General features: G+C 73.7%; 21 protein-coding genes. 13 read left to right on the forward strand and 8 right to left on the reverse strand.

What is annotated here, in order from left to right; translation table 11 throughout:
• Positions 1-397: 397 nt before the first annotated feature.
• Positions 398-1,279, reverse strand: a complete 882-nt coding sequence (locus ACIF8S_RS29645; RefSeq protein WP_400003217.1) for an undecaprenyl-diphosphate phosphatase — start codon at positions 1,277-1,279, stop codon at positions 398-400.
• 162 nt (positions 1,280-1,441) lie between these two features.
• Complete coding sequence (locus ACIF8S_RS29650) at positions 1,442-1,912, reverse strand: winged helix-turn-helix transcriptional regulator (protein WP_400003219.1); 471 nt, start codon at positions 1,910-1,912, stop codon at positions 1,442-1,444.
• 142 nt (positions 1,913-2,054) lie between these two features.
• Between ACIF8S_RS29650 and ACIF8S_RS29655 the strand changes: the two genes are divergently transcribed.
• On the forward strand, positions 2,055-3,224 hold the full coding sequence (locus tag ACIF8S_RS29655) for a thiolase family protein (protein WP_400003221.1): 1,170 nt from the start codon (positions 2,055-2,057) through the stop codon (positions 3,222-3,224).
• Positions 3,225-3,240: 16 nt separating this feature from the next.
• Here the strand turns inward: ACIF8S_RS29655 and ACIF8S_RS29660 are convergent, their stop codons facing one another.
• A complete protein-coding gene (locus ACIF8S_RS29660) occupies positions 3,241-4,029 on the reverse strand; it encodes a TVP38/TMEM64 family protein (protein ID WP_400003222.1) in 789 nt (262 codons plus the stop codon).
• A 49-nt stretch (positions 4,030-4,078) separates the two neighbouring features.
• Between ACIF8S_RS29660 and ACIF8S_RS29665 the strand changes: the two genes are divergently transcribed.
• From ACIF8S_RS29665 to ACIF8S_RS29675, 3 genes are all read left to right on the forward strand, one after another.
• Positions 4,079-4,807 carry a DNA alkylation repair protein gene (locus tag ACIF8S_RS29665; protein ID WP_400003224.1) on the forward strand — a complete coding sequence of 243 codons (729 nt, stop codon included), beginning with the start codon at positions 4,079-4,081 and terminating at the stop codon, positions 4,805-4,807.
• A 322-nt stretch (positions 4,808-5,129) separates the two neighbouring features.
• A complete protein-coding gene (tuf, locus tag ACIF8S_RS29670) occupies positions 5,130-6,299 on the forward strand; it encodes an elongation factor Tu (RefSeq protein ID WP_400003226.1) in 1,170 nt (389 codons plus the stop codon).
• Between the two features lie 84 nt (positions 6,300-6,383).
• Entirely contained in the window at positions 6,384-7,229 is an 846-nt protein-coding gene (locus ACIF8S_RS29675; RefSeq protein WP_400003228.1) for a spermidine synthase, read from the forward strand.
• Between the two features lie 290 nt (positions 7,230-7,519).
• Here ACIF8S_RS29675 and ACIF8S_RS29680 read toward each other — a convergent pair whose 3' ends face one another.
• The 3 genes from ACIF8S_RS29680 to ACIF8S_RS29690 form a co-directional block, all read right to left on the reverse strand.
• Positions 7,520-8,800: an MFS transporter gene (locus tag ACIF8S_RS29680; RefSeq protein ID WP_400003230.1), complete on the reverse strand. Its 1,281-nt coding sequence runs from the start codon at positions 8,798-8,800 to the stop codon at positions 7,520-7,522.
• 73 nt (positions 8,801-8,873) lie between these two features.
• Positions 8,874-9,917, reverse strand: coding sequence for a hypothetical protein (locus ACIF8S_RS29685; protein WP_400003232.1), 1,044 nt, complete (start codon positions 9,915-9,917; stop codon positions 8,874-8,876).
• Positions 9,918-10,020: 103 nt separating this feature from the next.
• Positions 10,021-10,485: a cyclic nucleotide-binding domain-containing protein gene (locus tag ACIF8S_RS29690; protein ID WP_400003233.1), complete on the reverse strand. Its 465-nt coding sequence runs from the start codon at positions 10,483-10,485 to the stop codon at positions 10,021-10,023.
• A 220-nt stretch (positions 10,486-10,705) separates the two neighbouring features.
• On the opposite strand from ACIF8S_RS29690, the gene ACIF8S_RS29695 reads away from it, so the two are divergent.
• Positions 10,706-11,353, forward strand: a complete 648-nt coding sequence (locus tag ACIF8S_RS29695) for a DedA family protein (RefSeq protein WP_400003251.1) — start codon at positions 10,706-10,708, stop codon at positions 11,351-11,353.
• 380 nt (positions 11,354-11,733) lie between these two features.
• On the opposite strand, the gene ACIF8S_RS29700 is transcribed toward ACIF8S_RS29695, so the two are convergent.
• Positions 11,734-12,264, reverse strand: a complete 531-nt coding sequence (locus ACIF8S_RS29700; RefSeq protein ID WP_400003235.1) for a gamma carbonic anhydrase family protein — start codon at positions 12,262-12,264, stop codon at positions 11,734-11,736.
• 106 nt (positions 12,265-12,370) lie between these two features.
• Here ACIF8S_RS29700 and ACIF8S_RS29705 point away from each other — a divergent pair, with 106 nt between their 5' ends.
• The 3 genes from ACIF8S_RS29705 (at position 12,371) to ACIF8S_RS29715 (ending at position 14,486) form a co-directional block, all read left to right on the forward strand.
• A complete protein-coding gene (locus ACIF8S_RS29705) occupies positions 12,371-13,201 on the forward strand; it encodes an acyltransferase (protein WP_400003237.1) in 831 nt (276 codons plus the stop codon).
• Positions 13,202-13,312: 111 nt separating this feature from the next.
• On the forward strand, positions 13,313-13,885 hold the full coding sequence (locus ACIF8S_RS29710) for a helix-turn-helix domain-containing protein (RefSeq protein ID WP_400003238.1): 573 nt from the start codon (positions 13,313-13,315) through the stop codon (positions 13,883-13,885).
• 43 nt (positions 13,886-13,928) lie between these two features.
• On the forward strand, positions 13,929-14,486 hold the full coding sequence (locus ACIF8S_RS29715; RefSeq protein WP_400003240.1) for a YbaK/EbsC family protein: 558 nt from the start codon (positions 13,929-13,931) through the stop codon (positions 14,484-14,486).
• A gap of 131 nt (positions 14,487-14,617) precedes the next feature.
• Here the strand turns inward: ACIF8S_RS29715 and ACIF8S_RS29720 are convergent, their stop codons facing one another.
• Complete coding sequence (locus ACIF8S_RS29720) at positions 14,618-15,031, reverse strand: CoA-binding protein (RefSeq protein WP_400003241.1); 414 nt, start codon at positions 15,029-15,031, stop codon at positions 14,618-14,620.
• A gap of 169 nt (positions 15,032-15,200) precedes the next feature.
• Between ACIF8S_RS29720 and ACIF8S_RS29725 the strand changes: the two genes are divergently transcribed.
• The 5 genes from ACIF8S_RS29725 to ACIF8S_RS29745 form a co-directional block, all read left to right on the forward strand.
• Complete coding sequence (locus tag ACIF8S_RS29725) at positions 15,201-15,926, forward strand: hypothetical protein (protein WP_400003243.1); 726 nt, start codon at positions 15,201-15,203, stop codon at positions 15,924-15,926.
• Positions 15,923-16,462 carry a SixA phosphatase family protein gene (locus ACIF8S_RS29730; protein ID WP_400003245.1) on the forward strand — a complete coding sequence of 180 codons (540 nt, stop codon included), beginning with the start codon at positions 15,923-15,925 and terminating at the stop codon, positions 16,460-16,462. Before ACIF8S_RS29725 ends, ACIF8S_RS29730 begins: the two co-directional genes overlap by 4 nt.
• 23 nt (positions 16,463-16,485) lie before the next feature.
• Positions 16,486-17,112, forward strand: a complete 627-nt coding sequence (locus ACIF8S_RS29735; RefSeq protein ID WP_400003247.1) for a YigZ family protein — start codon at positions 16,486-16,488, stop codon at positions 17,110-17,112.
• A 116-nt stretch (positions 17,113-17,228) separates the two neighbouring features.
• The gene (locus ACIF8S_RS29740; RefSeq protein ID WP_400003248.1) at positions 17,229-18,392 is read left to right on the forward strand and encodes an exonuclease SbcCD subunit D; all 1,164 of its coding nucleotides are present in this window, start codon (positions 17,229-17,231) and stop codon (positions 18,390-18,392) included.
• On the forward strand, positions 18,389-19,611 hold a 1,223-nt coding region (locus ACIF8S_RS29745; RefSeq protein ID WP_400003250.1), incomplete at its 3' end, for an AAA family ATPase. The genes ACIF8S_RS29740 and ACIF8S_RS29745, both read left to right, overlap by 4 nt.

A 19,611-nucleotide genomic window follows, 5' to 3' on the forward strand; every position in this document is an offset into this window, starting at 1 on the left:
CTTCCCGATCATGGAATGAGCCTCACTGCACCGCACCGACAGCTCTGCGGGCTGGCATATGCCGCAGGGCTCCGTGTACTGTCCACGAATCGAACGCATGTTCACCCCTTCGGGTGAACCGGCACCCCTCCGTGCAGGTTGCACGGAGTAAGGGGAAGCAGGAGAGGCGACCAGTGGTCGAGTCGGCGCCGATCACTGGTTGGTGGTGCCCCCCTCCGGGCTGCAGGACCAACCTCCCAAGTAGCAGCCCGGAGGGTGGCGCCACTCATTCAACACCCAGCCACCTGGGAGACGGGTGGGAGAAACAGGCCGCAAAACGCTGCGCACGCATACGCGTTTCTGCGAATCACTGCCAGCAGTTGCGTGCAACTCGCCTCGCAGAAGCCCGCGCTATCTCTCACTTACCGCCGACGGATTCGCCCGCGTCAGGACTCACGACACCCGCACTGACCAGCGCAATCACCACAATGCCGAGCACGATCCGGTACCAGACGAACGGCATGAAGCTCTTGGTCGAGATGAACTTCATGAACCAGGCGATCACCGCGTACCCGGTGACGAACGCGATCACCGTGGCGAAGAGGGTCGGCCCCCAGGAGACATGACCGCCGTCCGCCGCGTCCTTCAGCTCGAACAGGCCGGACGCCAGCACGGCGGGGACGGCGAGCAGGAAGGAGTAACGGGCCGCCGCCTCACGCCGGTAGCCCATGAACAGACCGCCGCTGATGGTTGCCCCGGAGCGCGAGACGCCCGGGATGAGTGCCAGCGCCTGGCAGAGGCCGTAGATCAGGCCGTCCCTGACGTTCAGGTCGCTCAGCTCCTTGCGGGGCGCGGCCACCCGGTGCCGTCCGCCGCTCTCGGCCCGCGCCGCGAGCCGGTCGGCGACGCCGAGGACGATGCCCATGCCGATCAGCATCGCGGCCGTCAGCCGCAGATCGCGGAACGGCCCCTCGATCTGGTCCTTGAGCGTCACCCCGAGCACACCGATCGGGATCGACCCGACGACGACCAGCCAGCCCGTGCGGGCGTCCTGGTCCCGGCGCATCTCCTTGTCCGTCAGTGAGCGCGTCCACGCGGACAGGATGCGTCCGATGTCCTTGCGGAAGTAGATCAGCACCGCGGCCTCCGTGCCGATCTGGGTGATCGCGGTGAAGGCCGCACCGGGGTCCTCCCAGCCGGAGAAGGCCGCGGTCAGCCGCAGGTGCGCGCTGGAGGAGACGGGCAGGAACTCTGTCAGACCCTGGACGAGTCCGAGGATCAGTGATTCGAACCAAGACATGGGGCAGCGGGATCCAAGTGCCGATCGCGGAACGGTCGAAGGGCACACCCCACCGCCGGGTGCGGTGTGTCGATCTCCGGGCGCGCCGACGGCGAACTGTAGCGCTCGGAGGTGAATGTTCCGGGAAGGCCGGATGGCCCCTCGTGTCCCCGTCGGTGACGCTCAGGCGGCCGCCGGGCCACGCACCGTCCAGCCGGGAGCCTGGGGATGCGCGGTCAGGTCCTGGTGGTGGGCCTCCTCGCCGCAGGCCCGGCAGGTGACGACCGGGACGAACTCGTTGCCGCAGCTGTGCTCCAGCACCATCGGGGTGCCGCTCTTGGCCCGCAGGTGCCGGTCGCCCCACTCCTTCAGGGTCCACAGCACGGGCTCCAGTTCGAGTCCCGCCTCGGTGGGCCGGTACTCGAAGCGCTGCGGGCGCTCGCTGTACGGGCGCTTGGTGAGGATCCCGGCGTCGACCAGCCGGCGCAGCCGCGTGGCCAGGATGTCGCGCGGGGCGCCGATGTTGCGCACGAGCTGGTCGAAGCGGCCGTTGCCGAGGCACACCTCGCGCAGTACGAGCAGGGAGTACTTCTCGCCCACGAGGGCGAGCGTGTCGGCGACGGAGCAGGGGCGCGGGTCTTTGGAGGCGGCCATGGGGCCAGTTTACGGGCTCCCCGGTAAAGGGTTTGTTTTTCCAACTGACCGGGTTATGGTGAGTTCGGATTTCCTACTCACCGGTAGCCAAGTCCCGGTGACCGCCCTGTCCTGAACCGGTCCGGCCAAGGAGGCCCGCACCATGCGTGACGCAGTCATCGTGGAAGCCGTACGCACCCCCGTCGGCAAGGGCAAGCCCAACGGTGCCCTCGCCCACGTCCACCCGGTCGAACTGCTCGCCCACACCCTGCGCACCCTCGTCGAACGCTCCGGCGTGGACCCCGAGCTGATCGACGACGTCATCGGCGGCGCCGTCGACCAGGTCGGCGAGCAGGCCATGAACACCACCCGCTACGCCGCCCTCTCCGCCGGGCTGCCCGAGTCCGTGCCCGCCGCCACCGTCGACCGCCAGTGCGGCTCCTCCCAGCAGGCCGTGCACTTCGCCGCCCAGGGCGTCATCTCGGGCGCGTACGACATCGCCGTCGCCTGCGGTGTGGAGTCCATGAGCCGGGTGCCGATGTGGTCCAACGTGCCCGAGGGCAAGGACCCGTTCGGACCAGGAGTCGCCGCGCGCTACCCGGAGGGACTCGTCCCGCAGGGCATCAGCGCCGAGCTCATCGCCGCCAAGTGGTCGATCACCCGCGAGCAGATGGACGCCTTCGCCGTCTCCTCGCACCGCCGGGCGGCCGCGGCCTGGGACGCCGGGCTGTTCGACGCCGAGGTCGCGCCCCTGGAGGGCGTCACGCGCGACGAGTGCGTGCGCCCCGGCACCACCACCGAGGTCCTCGCCGGACTCCGGCCCGCCTACCACGACCCGCACTTCGCCGAGCGCTTCCCGCAGATCGAGTGGAACGTCACCGCCGGCAACGCCAGCCCGGTCAACGACGGCGCGTCCGCCGTCCTCGTCATGGCCGGGGAGACGGCCGCCCGGCTCGGCCTGCGCCCCCTCGCACGACTGCACAGCTTCGCCGTCACCGGCTCCGATCCGCTGCTGATGCTCACCGGCGTCGTCCCGGCCACCGAGAAGGTGCTGCGCCGGGCCGGCCTGTCACTCGGCGACATCGACCTGTTCGAGGTCAACGAGGCGTTCTCCAGTGTGGTCCTCGCCTGGCAGCAGGAGACCGGCGCGGACCTCGGCAAGGTCAACGTGCACGGCGGAGCCATCGCCCTCGGCCACCCGCTCGGCGCGAGCGGCACCCGCCTGACGACCACACTGGTCCACGCCATGGAGGAGCGCGGCGCGCGGTACGCCCTGCAGAGCATGTGCGAGGCCGGCGGGCTCGCCAACGCGATGATCCTGGAGCGAATCTGACGAACCGCCCGCGCTGCTACCCGGCGCGCAACCGGTGCCGCTTGCGCCACGCCACGACCGCCCCCGCGAGTCCCGGCAGGGCGATGCAGGCCAGTGCGATCAGGAAGGCCGGGGAGGTCGGGGTGGAGGCCCGGGAGCCGGCCACCACGTAGGCGGCGGTGTTCGGGATCGACCCGAGCGCCGTCGCCAGCAGGAACGGCAGCAGGCCCATCCGGGAGACGGAGGCGCAGTAGTTGGCGGCGGCGAACGGGACGCCGGGGAACAGCCGTGCCGCCAGCATCGACCGGAAACCGTGCCGGCTGAGCTGGTGGTCCGCGGCCTTCAGCCAGCGTCCGCGCAGCAGCGGACGCAACGCCTCCTGGCCGAGCACCCGCCCCAGGCAGAACGCGAGCCCGGCGCCCAGCACCGTGCCGCCGAGCGCCGCGACCAGGCCGAACTGGGAGCCGAACAGCGCCCCCGCGGCCAGGTTCAGCAGCGGACGCGGCACGAACGCGACGGTGCACGCCCCGTACGCCACCGCGTAGGCGACGACGGCTGCGGCGCCGCCGAGCCGGACCATCCCGCCGTCGGTCAGCAGCCGCTGTGGCTCCATGACCACCATGACCGCCGCCGCCGAGGCGAGCAGCACGACCAGCAGGGACAGCCGTGACCACGGCGACAACAGGACTCTCGCGCACCGGCCGAGCGGAGTCGCGGCGGACGCGAGAGCGGGTGCGGCCGTGGGGACGGCGACCGCGAGGTCGGACGAGGCCGGCCGGGGACGGGCCGTGGCGGTGCCCCCAGAGCGGTTGGTGGCATCGAGCATCCGGTGACACTAACCGACATATGTGCGAGATCGCCGTAGTGTTCGTCTCATGCGCGTCACAGAAGACGGTGCGGCGCCGCTCCGCGTGCCGGACAGCCCGCTCGCCGACACGGTGCTGGAGCGGCTCATCGCCGCGTACGCGTCCGCGGCCGACCCCGCCCGGGCGGACGCCATGCGGGCTTACATGAAGGACGCCGCCCCCTTCCTGGGCCTGGCCACCCCGGCGCGGCGCGCGCTGTCCCGCACCGTCGAGGCGGGACTGCCCCGGCCGTCCGAGGCCGACTGCACGGCCGTCGCCCTGCGCTGCTGGGACCTGCCCGAGCGCGAGTACCACTACTTCGCCGTGGACTACCTGCGCAAGCACGTACGCCGGTGCTCCTCCGGCTTCCTGCCCGTCACCCGGCACCTCGTCACCACCGTCCCCTGGTGGGACACCGTCGACCTGCTCGCCGCGCACGTCGTCGGGGCGCTGGTCGCCGCCGATCCCGCCCTCACCGCCGTGACGGACCGGTGGAGCGCCGACGAGGACCTGTGGCTCGTGCGCACCGCGCTGCTGCACCAGCTCCGGTACAAGGAACGCACCGACGCCGAGCGGCTCTTCGGCTACTGCCTGGCCCAGTCCGGCCACCCCGACTTCTTCGTCCGCAAGGCCATCGGATGGGCCCTGCGCGAGTACGCCAGGACCGACCCGGACGCGGTGCGCGGTTTCCTGATGCGTGAGGGCCACCGGTTCGCGCCGCTGTCGGTGCGTGAGGCGCTGAAGAACATCGGGGCATGACCGGGGAGCGGCTGAAGCGTAGGGCGGACTTCCGCTTCGCGGAAAATAGGTCGACGCGGGGCTCGGTGTCGGCAAGGATCGACGTCATGTTCCGGTACGCCTTCCTCCTCGCAGCATCCGCGGTCGCGGATGCCCCGAAGGCTGCCGTCCCCGTTCTCCTCGCCGCAGTCGACGGCGCCCGAAGCTGACCCTCCCCGGATCGTCCGGCGGACCCCCCAGGGGGAGGGTCGGCCAGGTTCCTGGGGTCCCCGTCCCGGCCGCGCGCCGATCCGCCGCGCCGGGGCCCTACGCGTCAGCACCCGAGAGGCTTCGAGGTACCGCCATGTCCAAGACGGCGTACATCCGCACCAAACCGCACCTCAACATCGGCACGATGGGCCACGTCGACCACGGCAAGACCACCCTGACCGCCGCCATCACCAAGGTCCTGGCCGACCGCGGCTCCGCCGGCTTCGTGCCGTTCGACCGCATCGACCGGGCCCCCGAGGAGGCCGCCCGCGGCATCACCATCAACATCGCGCACGTCGAGTACGAGACCGACACCCGGCACTACGCGCACGTCGACATGCCCGGCCACGCCGACTACGTGAAGAACATGGTCACCGGCGCCGCCCAGCTCGACGGGGCGATCCTCGTCGTCTCCGCGCTCGACGGGATCATGCCGCAGACCGCCGAACACGTGCTGCTCGCCCGGCAGGTGGGCGTCGACCACATCGTCGTCGCCCTCAACAAGGCCGACGCGGGCGACGAGGAGCTGACCGACCTGGTCGAGCTGGAGGTCCGCGAGCTGCTGTCCGCCCACGGCTACGGCGGCGACGCGGCGCCCGTCGTCCGGGTCTCCGGGCTCAGGGCGCTGGAGGGCGACCCGCGCTGGACGGCGTCGATCGAGGCGCTGCTGGACGCGGTCGACACGTACGTGCCGGTGCCCGAGCGCTATCTGGACGCGCCGTTCCTCATGCCGGTGGAGAACGTGCTCACCATCACCGGCCGGGGCACCGTCGTCACCGGCGCGGTGGAGCGCGGCACGGTCCGGGTCGGCGACAAGGTGCAGGTGCTCGGCGCGGACACCGGGACCGTGGTGACCGGCCTGGAGACCTTCGGCAAGCCGATGACGGAGGCGCAGGCCGGGGACAACGTGGCGCTGCTGCTGCGCGGGGTGCCGCGCGACGCGGTGCGGCGCGGGCACGTGGTGGCCGCGCCGGACAGCGTGACGCCCAGTCGGCGGTTCACGGCGCGGCTGTACGTGCTGTCGGCCCGCGAGGGCGGCCGGACGACACCGCTGTCGACCGGCTACCGGCCGCAGTTCTACATCCGCACCGCGGACGTCGTCGGCGACGTCGACCTCGGTGAGGCGGCGGTCGCGCGGCCCGGGGACACGGTGACCGTCACCGTGGAGCTCGGGCGCGAGGTGCCGCTGGAGCCGGGCCTCGGCTTCGCCGTCCGCGAGGGCGGCCGCACGGTCGGCGCCGGGACGGTGACGGAGGTCGCGTGAGCCGCCTCTGACGCGCACGGCCGCCCGCTCCTCGGCAGGCAGGGGGCGGGCGGCCGGGTGCGGGGGCGGCGGCACAATGGGAGCGTGAGCGAGCCCATCCCCGTGACCCGCGCCGTCGAGCACGGCACCGCCAAGCTGATGCCCGACGTCGACCGGGAGCGGGCCTGGCTGCTGACCGTCGACGGGGCGCCCCAGTCCTACGTCGACCTGGACGAGCCGACGCACCTGGAGTTCGAGTACGCCCGGCGGCTCGGGCACGTCCTCGACGTCGTCGCCCCGCCCGGCGAGGCGCTGGACGCCGTGCATCTCGGGGGCGGGGGCATGACCCTGCCCCGTTACGTGGCCGCCACCCGGCCCGGCTCCCGCCAGCAGGTGGTCGAGGCCGACGGAGGGCTCGCCGCCCTGGTCGCCGAACACCTGCCGCTTCCGGTCGGTGCGGGTGTCACCGTGCACACGGCGGATGCCCGCGCCTGGCTGGAAGCGGCGCCGGACGACAGTGCGGACGTGGTCGTCGCCGACGTCTTCGGCGGCTCCCGGGTGCCCGCGCACCTCACCACCGTCGCGTACGTCGAGGAGGTCGGGCGGGTGCTGCGGCCCGGCGGGGTGTATCTCGCGAACCTCGCGGACGCGGTCCCGTTCGTGTTCCTGCGTTCGCAACTGGCGACTGTGGGTGCGAGGTTCGCGGAGTTGGCGATGGTCGCCGAGCCGGCGGTGCTGCGGGGGCGGCGGTTCGGGAACGTCGTTCTGGCGGTTTCCGACCGTCCTCTGGACGTCCCGGCACTGACCCGTGCGGTCGCCGCCGATCCGTTTCCGGCGCGGGTGGCACACGGGGGTTCTCTGCGTAAGTTCGTGGGCGATGCGGTGCCGCTGCATGAGGGGACGGCGGTGCCGTCACCCTTGCCGCCCTCGGGGGCGTTCGCGATCGGTTAGCGCCCGGGTGCGGCCTGGTGGGGGTGGTTCGCGCAGTTCCCCGCGCCCCTTGGGGGGTGAGGGTGGGTGGTCGGGTGCGGCGTGGTGGGGGTGGTTCGCGCAGTTCCCCGCGCCCCTTGGGGGGTGAGGGTGGGTGGTCGGGTGCGGGCTGGTGGGGGTGGTTCGCGCAGTTCCCCGCGCCCCTGGGGATGCGGTGCGACCGTCGCCCTACAGGGGCGCGGGGAACTGCGCGACCAGCCCCCACCGGGCCGCGGGTGGCTTGGGGGGTGCAGCCCCCGCCGGGCGGGGGGTCAGCCCCGGGTGGGGGCGGCAGCAGGAAGCGGGGCGTCCGTGACGCCCGTGACCTGCTTGGTGCGCCGACGCAAATTCCGCACATCCGGCACGCACAGCACCGCCGCCGTGACCACGACGACCAGCGCGGCGCAGCCCCACAACGCGTCGGTGCGGCCGAACGCCGTCTCCGCCGGCCCCGCGAGGGCCATCGCCGCCGGAACCAGCGCGACCGAGCCGAACCAGTCGTAGGCGGAGACCCGGGACAGCTTCTCCTCGGGTATCTCCTGGTGCAGCGCGGTCATCCAGGAGACGCCGAACACCTCCACGGACACACCCGTCAGGAACATCACCGTGCACAGCACCCCGACCGGGACGGGCAGGGCGAGCGCGGCGGACGGCAACGCCAGCGGGAACACGCACAGGGTGCCGACCAGCAGCAGGCGGCGCGGCTGCCAGCGGGTCATCAGCAGGGCGCCCGTCACCGTGCCGCCGCCGAAGAAGGCCAGCGCCACACCCCACGGGGCGGCCCCGCCCAGGTGGTCCCGGGCGACCAGCGGCCCGTAGACGGCGTCGGCCGCGCCGACCACCGCGTTGGCGACGGAGAACTGCACGACGATGCCCCACAGCCACGGCCGGCCGGTGAACTCCCGCCAGCCGTCCCTGAGGTCGGAGAGCATCCCGCCGCCCGGCGCCCGGGCCGGTATGTGCTTCACGTCGAGGAAGGCCCGCAGGACCGCCGCGACCGCGAAGGCCGCCGCGTCCGCCGCCAGCACCCAGCCGGGTCCGATCGCGGCGACCATGGCGCCGCCGAGCGCGGCGCCGCCCAGGGTCGCCCCGTGCATCGCCATGCGGAACACCGCGAACGCCCGCCCGGCCTGCTCGCCGTCGACCGAGGAGAGCAGCATGCCCTCGGCGGCCGGGTTGAAGAACGCCTGCCCGGCACCGCCGAGCCCGCTGAGCAGCATCATCTGCCACAGCATCGGCTCACCGGCGAGGACCAGCGCGGCGAACGCGGCCTGCGACACACAGTTCAGGGCGTTGGCCGCGACCATCACGTGGTGCCGGGGCAGCCGGTCCGCGACGGCACCGCCGATCAGCAGGAACAGCACCAGCGGCAAGGTGCGGGCGGCGGCGACGAGGCCCACGTCCCCGCCGTCGCCGCCCGCGCCCAGCACGGCGAACGCGGAGGCGATCAGGGCACCGTGGCTGCCCAGGTTGGTCACCACGGCGGAGGCGGTCAGCAGCGTGTAGTTGCGGCCGGCCCAGGCGGGACGGCGGCGGACGGCGGAGGTCGGCACCCGGTGACTATCGCCGGGACCGGGCCGACTTGCCAAATGAGTTCCGGGGGCCCCTCTCGCCGGGGCCCGGCCGTCACCCCTCCTTCGGCGGTTCCTCCGTCAGGCGGACCGTGCTGAGGATCTTCTGCACGGTCGCCTCGGGAATCTCGTCCTTGACACCCTTGGCGCCGTACAGGTTCCACGTCACGTAGTCACCGGCGCCGTTCTGGAAGCCGAACGTGATCGCCTTGCCCTCGGTGTCGCACTTCCCCTTCTGCGGGGTGTTCTCCGAGTGCGCGGTGGCCACGTGCCCGGTGATGCCGGACTTCGTGGTGTACGGCTTCGGCGCGTCGAACTTCACGCTCTTCTTGTCGGGCTGCGTGTAGCCGCCGAAGATCCACCAGGGCACCCGGGTCTCGGCCGCCTCCTTGGTGTTCTTGGCGCCGTTCTCGCCGCGGGTGCCGGTGGTGGCGAGCGCGGTGTCCTCCATGCGCCCGTCCTTGTTCTCGTCGACGGAGCACCACTTGGACTTCAGGTAGGCGGGAGCGGTGACGGTGGTACGGCCCATCTCACCGTCCTTCTCCTCCCATTCGAAGCCCACGCTGGTGTCCGGGGTCTCGATCTCCCAGTCCGCCGGGACGTCGAACTTGGTGCCGAAGCGCGTGTTCACGACGACCTGCCAGCCGGGGATCGTGGCCTGCTCGTCGTCACCGCCGCGCGGGTTGTCCTTCGACGCGGAGACGCTCGGCTCCGCGGAGGTCTCCTCGGACGCGGTCGCGCTCGGCCCGGTCTTCTTGCCGTCGGCCTCGTCGTCCTTGTCACCGCCCAGCACCAGGAAGCCCGTGACACCCGCGGCGACGACGACCGCCGTCGCCGCGATGATCGCCACCAGCTTCGTACGGTTCCCGCCACCACCGCCGCCGTCCGACGGCTGCGGCATGCCGACGGTGGAGGGCTCGCCCCACTGCGGCTGCTGCTGGTACGGGTTCGGCTGCTGGTGGCCGGGCTGCTGGTACGGGTTCGGCTGCTGGTAGCCGGGCTGCTGATACGGATTCGGCTGCTGGTACCCCGGCTGCTGGTACGGATTGTTCGACTGCGGGTTCTGCTCGCCCCCGGGCGGCTGCTGTCCTGGCCACATGGGCAGCCACCCTAGCCGCGCCCCGGACACGATTGGGTCACCGCCCTTTGACAGGGGCGTAGCAAGTTCGCGGAGGCGGGCGCCGCCTCGTGGTCCGTGCCCCCTACAGCGCTCCGCCGGCGCCGTACGGGCCGAACAGGTCGAGCAGCCGGACCCGGGCGGAATGCAGCCGGTGGGCCACCACCTCGCCGACCCAGCGGGTCACCTCCCGGCCCAGCTCCGGCTCCCGCTCGCACAGGGCGAGGACGGACGCGGCGTCGAACTCGAACGCCCGCACCGGGGTGGCCGCCTCCGCGCCCAGGTGCCAGACGTGCGGCGGGAACAGCCACGACCAGCCGATCAGCTCGTTGTGCCCGAGGCGCTCGATGAGGACGGCCCGGCGGCCCGGCACACGCATGTCCAGCTCGACGGTGCCGGTCCGGATCACCCAGAACCGGTCCGCCCGGCCGCCCTCCTCGAACAGCCGGGTCCCTGGCGGGAAGGACACCTCACGCGCGGCGGACATGAGCCGGTCCCGGTGCTCGGCGGGCAGGGCTCGCGGCAGACTGGGGGACGGGGGAGCGAACATGGCGGGCCTCCCGGACGCGATCTGTGTGCCGTCGGTATCTCCCGTGGCTGCCTCCAGGGTCGCTCCGGCCCGGCCCGCGTCGCATGGGCCGTACGGCCCCGACGGCGCGGCATCCGGCCCCGGAAAGGCGGCGTTCCCCGACCCGGTAGGCTTCCCGACCGTGCCCCTCGACCGGGCGCACGCGAACGCAGACGGCATCGGCGGACCGGAGGAAGAGGCGTTGCACGTCCAGGAATGGCTCGAGACCGTACCCGCGGTCGCCGTGTACGCGCTGGTGGGAGTGGTCATCGGGCTGGAGAGCCTGGGCATCCCGCTGCCCGGCGAGATCATCCTGGTCTCCTCCGCGCTGCTCGCCTCCCAGCACGGTGACATCGACCCGGTGATCCTGGGCGCCTCTGCCACGGCCGGCGCGATCATCGGCGACTCGATCGGCTACGCCATCGGCCGCAAGGGGGGACGTCCGCTGCTGGCCTGGCTGGGCGGGAAGTTCCCCCGCCACTTCGGCGAGGGACACATCGCCACCGCCGAGCGGTCCTTCCAGAAGTGGGGCATGTGGGCGGTCTTCTTCGGCCGCTTCGTCGCCCTGCTGAGGATCTTCGCCGGCCCGCTCGCGGGCGTGCTGCGGATGCCGTACTGGAAGTTCCTGATCGCCAACGTTCTCGGCGGCATCGTCTGGGCGGGCGGCACCACGGCCGTCATCTACTACGTGGGCATTGTCGCCGAGTCCTGGCTGAAGCGGTTCTCGTGGCTCGGCCTGGTGCTGGCCGTGCTGATCGGTGTCACCTCGATGCTGGTGCTCAAGCGCAAGGCGAAGAAGGCGGCGGCCGCCGTGGAACCGACGTCCACTCCGGCGCCCGTGGGGGACTGAGGCCGGTCGCGCAGTTCCCCGCGCCCCTGGGTGAGCTGTCCGGTCTGCACCCTTCAGGTCGCCCGTGCGACGGACACCGCCTGCGGTCGTTCGCCGGGTCCGGGCCGGTGGGGGCTTGTCGCGCAGTTCCCCGCGCCCCTGGGCACGCGGCCCGACCGTCGCCCCTTGAGGGGCGCGGGGAACTGCGTGTTCAGCCCCCACCGGGCCGCGGGTGGCTTGGGGGGTGCGGCTCCCGTCGCCCCTCGGGGGCGCGGGGAACTGCGTGTTCAGCCCCCACCGGGCCGCGGGTGGCTTGGGGGGTGCGGCTCCCGTCGCCCTTCAGGGGCGCGGGGAACTGCGCGGACGGACCCCGCCGGCCCGCAGGCGAGCTGCGACCCGATTCAGCCCGCGTGCTGATCCCGGTGCGCCTTCGCCAGCTCCGCGTACATCGTGCCGTTGAGGGTCAGCCCTTCCCGCTCCTCGGCCGTCAGCTCCCTCCGCACCTTCGCCGGCACCCCCGCGACCAGCGAGCCGGGCGGCACCCGCATTCCCTGCGGCACCAGCGCCTGCGCTGCGACCAGCGACCCCGCGCCGATCACGGCGCCGTTCAGCACGGTCGCGCCCATGCCGACCAGGCAGTCGTCCTCGACGGCCGCCCCGTGCACCACCGCGTTGTGCCCGACGGAGACGCGCTCGCCGACGGTGACCGGGAACCCGGGGTCGGCGTGCAGGGTGCAGTTGTCCTGGATGTTGCTGCTCGCGCCCACCGCGATCGACTCCACGTCGCCGCGCAGCACCGCGCCGTACCAGACGCTCGCCCCCGCGTGCAGCGTCACGTCACCGATCACGCTCGCCGTGGGCGCCACGAACGCCCCCTCGTCGATGCGCGGCTCCCTGCCGCCGATGCCGGTGATCAGAGCCTGGTGCGTCATCGTCGCCTCCTCGTCGGGTGTCGGGGGAACCGTACGCCACCCGGTGGGGTGAAGATCACAGGGGCGTCGGGCCGTGGTCACGGTGCCCGCGGACTACGGTGAGCGGGTGCCGAAGCGCAAGAACACGTTCTCGTCCTGGCCGCGCCGCCTCGCCCAGCGCGCGGTCCACGCGGGCTGGGCCTGGGCGCAGCGCACCGGCTCGGTGACCGCCGAGCACCCCGGCCGCTTCCGCTTCGGCGCCATGGGAACAGGTACCAGGCTGGCCTTCCCGCTCGGCACGGTCTTCGGTGAACCCTGGATCCGGATCGGCGCGCACTGCATCGTCGGCGAGCAGGTCACCCTGACCGCCGGTCTCATGCCCGGGCTCGACCTCGGCCCCGAACCCATCCTGCGGATCGGCGACGGGGTCGTCCTCGGCCGCGGCAGCCACGTCATCGCCGACACCACGGTGACCATCGGCAGCGACTGCTACTTCGGCCCGTACGTCTACGTCACCTCCACCAACCACTCCTACGACGACCCGCACGAGCCCATCGGCAAGCAGTGGCCGCGGATGGAGCCGGTGGAGATCGGCCCCGGATGCTGGATCGGTACCGGCGCGGTGATCCTGCCCGGCGCGCGCGTCGGGCGGAACGTGGTGGTGGCGGCGGGGGCGGTCGTCCGCGGCGAGGTGCCGGACCACTGCGTGGTCGCGGGCGCCCCCGCCCGGGTGGTGCGGCGCTGGACGCCCGACGAGGGCTGGCAGCCGCCGCTGCGCACCCCGCCACCCGTGCCGATCCCGGACGGCACCACGCCCGGCCAGCTGCGGGCGCTGTCGGAACTCGACGAGGAGAGCGTGGCCCGGCTCGCGGAGCTGGACGAGGAGGGCGCCGCCCGGCTCGCCCGGTGCGACGCGAACGGCATCGCGCGGCTGGCCGAGGTGGAACCCGGCGCCTGACACCCGCACCTTGTGGCCGACGGCCGCGCAGTACAGTGCGGTGAACGACCGGGTGCACCGCGGTGGCACGGACGCCGGACCCGGTCATCCGGAATGTCGAACGGACGGAATGTGGCGGACCTCGACCTGCTGACCCGGTCCCTGGCGCGCAACGTCAAGCGCTGGCGCACCGAGCGGGGCTTCACCCTGGACACCCTCGCGGCCCGGGCGGGCGTCAGCCGCGGGATGCTCATCCAGATCGAGCAGGCCCGCACCAATCCGAGCATCGGCACGGTCGTCAAGATCGGCGACGCGCTCGGCGTCAGCGTGCCCACCCTGCTCGACTACGAGCGGGGCCCGAACGTCCGGATCGTCCCCGCGGACCGGACGGTGCGGCTGTGGCACACCGGGCGCGGCAGCTACAGCCGGCTGCTGACCGGCACCGAGGCGTCGGGCCCGCTGGAGATGTGGGAGTGGCGGCTCATGCCGGGGGAGAGCAGCGACTCCGACCCCCATCCCGACGGCACGGCCGAACTCCTGCACGTCACGGCCGGGGAGCTGACGCTCACCGTCGACGGCGACGAGCACCGGGTGCCCGCCGGCGCCAGCGCGTCCTTCGAGGCCGACACCCCGCACACCTACGCCAACACGGGCGACGAGCCGATGGAAATGATCATGGCGGTGTCGGTGCCGCCCGTCCACTGAGACGCCCTCGGGCAGCCGCCGCACCTGCTGTTACGGTGCCGCCATGCGCGCACCCATCGGAGACTTCGACCACGCCACTCCCGCCCCCGAGTGCCTCGACGAGCTCACCGCCCCCGTCGCGGCCGCGGTCCGCGCCTGGAGCGGCAGCGTCCCCGCCGACCAGATCCTGTACGTCGAGACCGACCCGCGCTGGGCCGACACCGCCGTCTTCGTCGAGCACTACGGCCGCGACCTGCTGGAGCGGTCGGCGAACTGCGTGGTGGTGGCGGGCAAGCGCGGCGGCGAATCCACGCTCGCCGCGTGCGTCGTGCTGTCCACCACCCGGGCCGACGTCAACGGCGTGGTGCGCCGGCACCTCGGCGCCCGCAAGGCCTCCTTCGCCCCGATGGACACGGCCACGGGGGAGACCGGCATGGAGTACGGCGGCATCACCCCCGTCGGGCTGCCGGACAGCTGGCCCGTCCTGGTCGACGCGGCCGTGGTGGACCTGCCGTACGTGCTCGTCGGCAGTGGCCGGCGGCGCGGCAAGCTCCTGGTGCCGGGCAAGGCGTTCGCGGAGCTGCCGGGAGCGGTCGTGCTGGAGGGACTCGGGGTGGCCTGAGGCCTCCGGGCCCCCGCCCCCGCCACGACCACCGGAAACCGCCTCGCGGCACGGGAGTTGGCGTGGGGGCGCGTCGTTCACCGCGCCGTCATGACGGCCGTCGCGTCCGTCCGGCAGGCGTCGGCGACCGCTCAGCCGAGGCCCAGCCGGGGGATCTCGATCGCGGGGCAGCGGTCCATCACCATCTCCAGCCCCGCCGCGCGGGTCCGCTCGTACGCCGCCTCGTCGACGACCCCGAGCTGGAACCACACCGCCTTGGCGCCCTTGGCCACCGCCTCGTCGGCGACCTCCCCCGCCAGGTCGCTGTTCACGAACACGTCGACGACGTCCACGTCGAACGGGATGTCCGCCAGCGAGGCGTAGCCCTGCTCCCCGTGCACGGTCTCCGCCTTCGGGTGCACCGGCACCACGCGCTTGCCGAACCGCTGCAGCACCTGCGCCACGCCGTACGCGGCACGGCCCTCGTTGGAGGACAGGCCCACCACGGCCCAGGTGTCACCGAGTCCGGTGAGAATCTCGCGGACCGTTGCCTCGTCGCCGTACACCGTGGGCCTCCTGCGGGTCGAAAGAGCGTTTCCCCCGCACAACCAGGCGCGGCGCACGGTGATTCCCCGAGCCGCGCGCCCGCCGGCCCGGGCGGGCGATCCGCAAGCGGTGACCCGAAAAGCGTGCGAGATACCCGCGTGCGCCCGCTCGCGCGCCTACGCTCGCCTCGTGCTGCGCATCACCGACGCCCGAACCGGCGAGCCCGTGGACGCCGCCCCGGCCCGCCGGGGCCTGACCCGCGTCGAGGCCCACACCCAGGGGCCCGACCCGACGAGCCTCCGTGTGCTGCTCGCCGCGGACCTCCTCGTGCGCGCCCTGGAGCTCGGCGGCACCCCGGTGTGGGCGCTGCTCCGCGGCGAACGGCAGCGCGAGGAGCTGCGCGCGGCGGGCGCCGCCCTCGGTGTCCGGCCCTTCGAGGAGGGCGGGGACTCCGGCGCCGGGCTGGGCGAGGCACAGGTGCTGCACGTGGTGGGCGAGGACGGCCCGGAACCCGACGGCGTACGGATCGCCGTCGCCCCCGTGCGGTGGGAGGCGCCCGTCCCGCCGGGCGCGACCGACCAGGCCGCACTGCGCCTCGCCCTGCTCGCACATCCCCGGCGCACGCCCGTGCGGATCGACGCGCGGGCGCTGACGGAGGCCGGGGACACCCTCGGCCACTGGCGCCGCGCGGTCGCCGACTGGGCGCGGCGGCCCTCCCGTCCCGTGCCCGAGCCGGTGCGCGCCGAGTTGCGCGCCGCCTGGGAGGACGACCTGGACACGGCCGCGGTGCTCGACGTCCTGCGCGCGGTGGAGTCCGACCCCGGCCTGGCCGACGGCGCCCGCTTCGAGACGTACGCCTACGCCGACCGGCTGCTGGGCCTCGACCTGGCCCGTGACCTGGGGAACCCGGCATGATCGAGCGCTCCGCCGCGGGACCGCTGCGCCGTCTGGTCGTGCTGCGGCACGCCAAGTCGGCCCGGCCGGAGGGCGTCTCCGACCACGAGCGTCCCCTGTCCGCCCGCGGCCGCAGGGACGCCCCCGCCGCCGGCCGGGCGCTTGCCGCCGCGGACTGCCTGCCCGGGCTCGCCCTGTGCTCCACGGCCGTCCGCGCCCGCCGCACCTGGGAACTGGCCGCCGAACAGTGGGGCACACCCCCGCCGGTCCGGCACGACCCGTGCCTCTACCACGCGGACGTCCCCGGTCTCCTGACCGTGGTCCGCGAGGTGCCCGCCGAGGTCGAGACCCTGCTGCTCGTCGGCCACAACCCTGGCCTGGAGGACCTCGTCCTCACCCTCGCCGACGACGGCCTCGACGACACCCTGGACCGGGTCCGCGCCAAGTTCCCCACGTCCGCCGTCGCGGTGCTCGACTGGCGCGGCGCCACCTGGCGCGACCTGCATCCCGGCGGCGCCCTGCTGACCGCCCTCACCGTCCCGCGGGGCAGACGCTGACCAGGGGCGCTTAGGCTGGGCGGATGCAGGACGAGTACCGCACCGTGGCCCGCGCGGGTGTGCACGAGACCGAGATCAACCGCTCCCGCTTCCTGTGCGCCCTCGCCCCGGCGGCCACCGAGCAGGAGGCGCAGGACTTCGTCGCCGCCGTCCGCAAGGAGCACGCCGACGCCACCCACAACTGCTGGGCGTACGTCATCGGCGCCGACGCCTCCGTCCAGAAGGCCAGCGACGACGGGGAGCCCGGCGGCACCGCGGGCGTCCCCATGCTGCAGATGCTGCTGCGCCGCGACATGCGGTACGTCGTCGCCGTCGTCACCCGCTACTACGGCGGCGTCAAGCTCGGCGCCGGCGGACTCATCCGCGCCTACGGCGGCACCGTCGGCGAGGCGCTCGACACCCTCGGCACGATCACCCGGCGGCGCTTCCGGCTGGCCACCGTGACCGTCGACCACCAGCGGGCCGGCAAGGTGCAGAACGACCTGCGCTCCACCGGCCGCGAGGTGCGCGACGTCCGCTACGGCGAGGAGGTCGCCATCGAGATCGGCCTCCCGGACGCCGACGTGGACGCCTTCCGCTCCTGGCTCGCCGACGCCACGGCCGGCAGCGCCCGCCTCGAACTCGGCGGGGAGGCGTACGGAGACGCCTGACGCCCCGTCCGTATCGCCCCTCTCTGGAGATAACGGGCATACCGGTTCGAGCCATGACGGGTGATACGGGAGCAACCGCCCGCGCTGTCCGAGGCGCCGGTTAGGCTGCCGGGGTCATGAGATTCCTGCACACGTCCGACTGGCACCTCGGCCGGTCCTTCCACCGGGTCGGCATGCTCGGTGCCCAGGCCGACTTCATCGGCCACCTCGTCACCACCGCGCGCGAGCGCGAGGTGGACGCGGTGGTGGTGTCCGGGGACGTGTACGACCGGGCGGTGCCGCCGCTCTCCGCCGTTGAGCTGTTCGACGACGCGCTGCACCGGCTCGCCGCCCTCGGCGTGCCCACGGTGATGATCTCCGGGAACCACGACTCCGCCCGGCGCCTCGGCGTCGGCGCCGGACTCATGGGCCGCGCCGGCATCCACCTGCGCACCGACCCCTCCGCGTGCGGCACCCCCGTGGTGCTGTCCGACGCGCACGGGGACGTCGCCTTCTACGGCCTGCCGTATCTCGAACCGGCCCTGGTGCGGGACGCGTTCGGCGTGGAGCGGCCCGGGCACGAGGCGGTGCTCGCCGCCGCCATGGACCGGGTGCGCGCCGACCTCGCCGCCCGCCCGGCCGGCACCCGCTCCGTCGTCCTCGCCCACGCCTTCGTCACCGGCGGCGAACCGAGCGACAGCGAACGGGACATCGCGGTCGGCGGCGTCGCGTCCGTGCCCGCCGCCGTGTTCGACGGCGTCGACTACGTGGCGCTCGGCCATCTGCACGGCTGCCAGACCCTCACCGACCGCGTCCGCTACTCCGGCTCCCCGCTGCCCTACTCCTTCTCCGAGGCCGGGCACCGCAAGAGCATGTGGCTCGTCGACCTCGACGCCGGCGGGTCCGTCACCGCCGAGCGCGTCGACTGCCCCGTGCCGCGCCCCCTGGCCCGCGTCCGCGGCACCCTCGACGAGCTCCTCGCCGACCCCACGCTCGCGCCGCACGAGGAGGCGTGGGTCGAGGCGACCCTCACCGACCCGGTCCGCCCCGCCGACCCGATGGCCCGGCTCACCGAGCGGTTCCCGCACACCCTCGCCCTCGTCTTCGACCCGGACCGGCCGCCGGACGACCCCGACGTCTCCTACGCCCGCCGCCTCGCCGGCCGCGACGACCAGCAGATCGCCGAGGACTTCGTCGCCCACGTCCGCGGCGCGGGACCCGACCCCCGCGAGCGGACCGTGCTGCGCGACGCCTTCGACGCCGTGCGCGCCGACGAAGCCGTGCGGGAGGGGGCCCGATGAGGCTGCACCGGCTCGACATCACCGCCTTCGGCCCGTTCGGCACCACCCAGAGCGTCGACTTCGACGCCCTGTCCACCGCCGGCCTGTTCCTGCTGCACGGCCCCACCGGCGCCGGCAAGACCTCCGTCCTGGACGCCGTCTGCTACGCCCTCTACGGCTCGGTCCCCGGCGCCCGCCAGGGCGGCCAGGGCACCACCCTGCGCAGCGACCACGCCGCACCCGGCACCCGCACCTCGGTCACCCTTGAACTGACCGTCGCCGGACGCCGCCTGGAGATCACCCGGCAGCCGCCCTGGGAGCGCCCCAAGAAGCGCGGCACCGGTACCACCGTCGACAAGGCGCAGACCTGGCTGCGGGAGCGCGACGCCGCCTCCGGGACCTGGAAGGACCTCAGCCGCTCGCACCAGGAGATCGGCGAGGAGATCACCCAGCTCCTCGGCATGAGCCGGGAGCAGTTCTGCCAGGTGGTGCTGCTGCCGCAGGGCGACTTCGCCCGCTTCCTGCGCGCCGACGCCGAGGCCCGCGGCAAGCTGCTCGGCCGCCTCTTCGACACCCACCGCTTCGCCGAGGTGGAGAAGCGCCTCGCCGAACGCCGACGGGCCGCCGAGTCCCGGGTGCGCGACGGCGACGCCGACCTGCTCGCCGACGCCCACCGCATGCAGCAGGCCGCGGGCGCCGCCATGGACCTGCCCGAGCTGACCCCGGGCGAACCGGGCCTGGCCGAGGCCGTGCTGACCGCGGCCGCCGTCGCCCGCAGCACCGCCCGCGAACAGCTCACCGCCGCCCACTGCCGGCTCGCCACCGCCGAATCCGTACGTGCGGAGGCATCGCGCGCCCTGGACGAGGAGCGCGAACGACACCGGCTGCAACGCCGGTTCGCCGAGGCGCGGGAGCGCGCCGAGCGGCTGCGGGAGCGCTCCGGCGCCCACCGCGAGGCACAGGACCGCATGGAGCGGGCCCGCAAGGCCGAGACCGTAGCCCCCGCCCTGGAACTGCGGGACTCCGCCGACGCCGAGCACCGCCGGGCGGCCGACGCGGAGGGCCACGCCCGCGCCCTGCTTCCCGCGTTCCTCGCGGACGCCGGCGTGGACGGGCTCGCGGCGGGGGGGCCCCCGGGCCCCCGCGGCCCGGGGGGGGGGGGGGCGGGCCCCCCCCCCCCCCCGCGGCCCCGCCCCCCCCCCCGCGCGCGGGGCCGCCGGGGCCCCCCCGGCCCCCCCCC

It is taken from the genome of Streptomyces sp. NPDC085937, from assembly GCF_044540535.1.
Classification (GTDB): Bacteria; Actinomycetota; Actinomycetes; order Streptomycetales; family Streptomycetaceae; genus Streptomyces.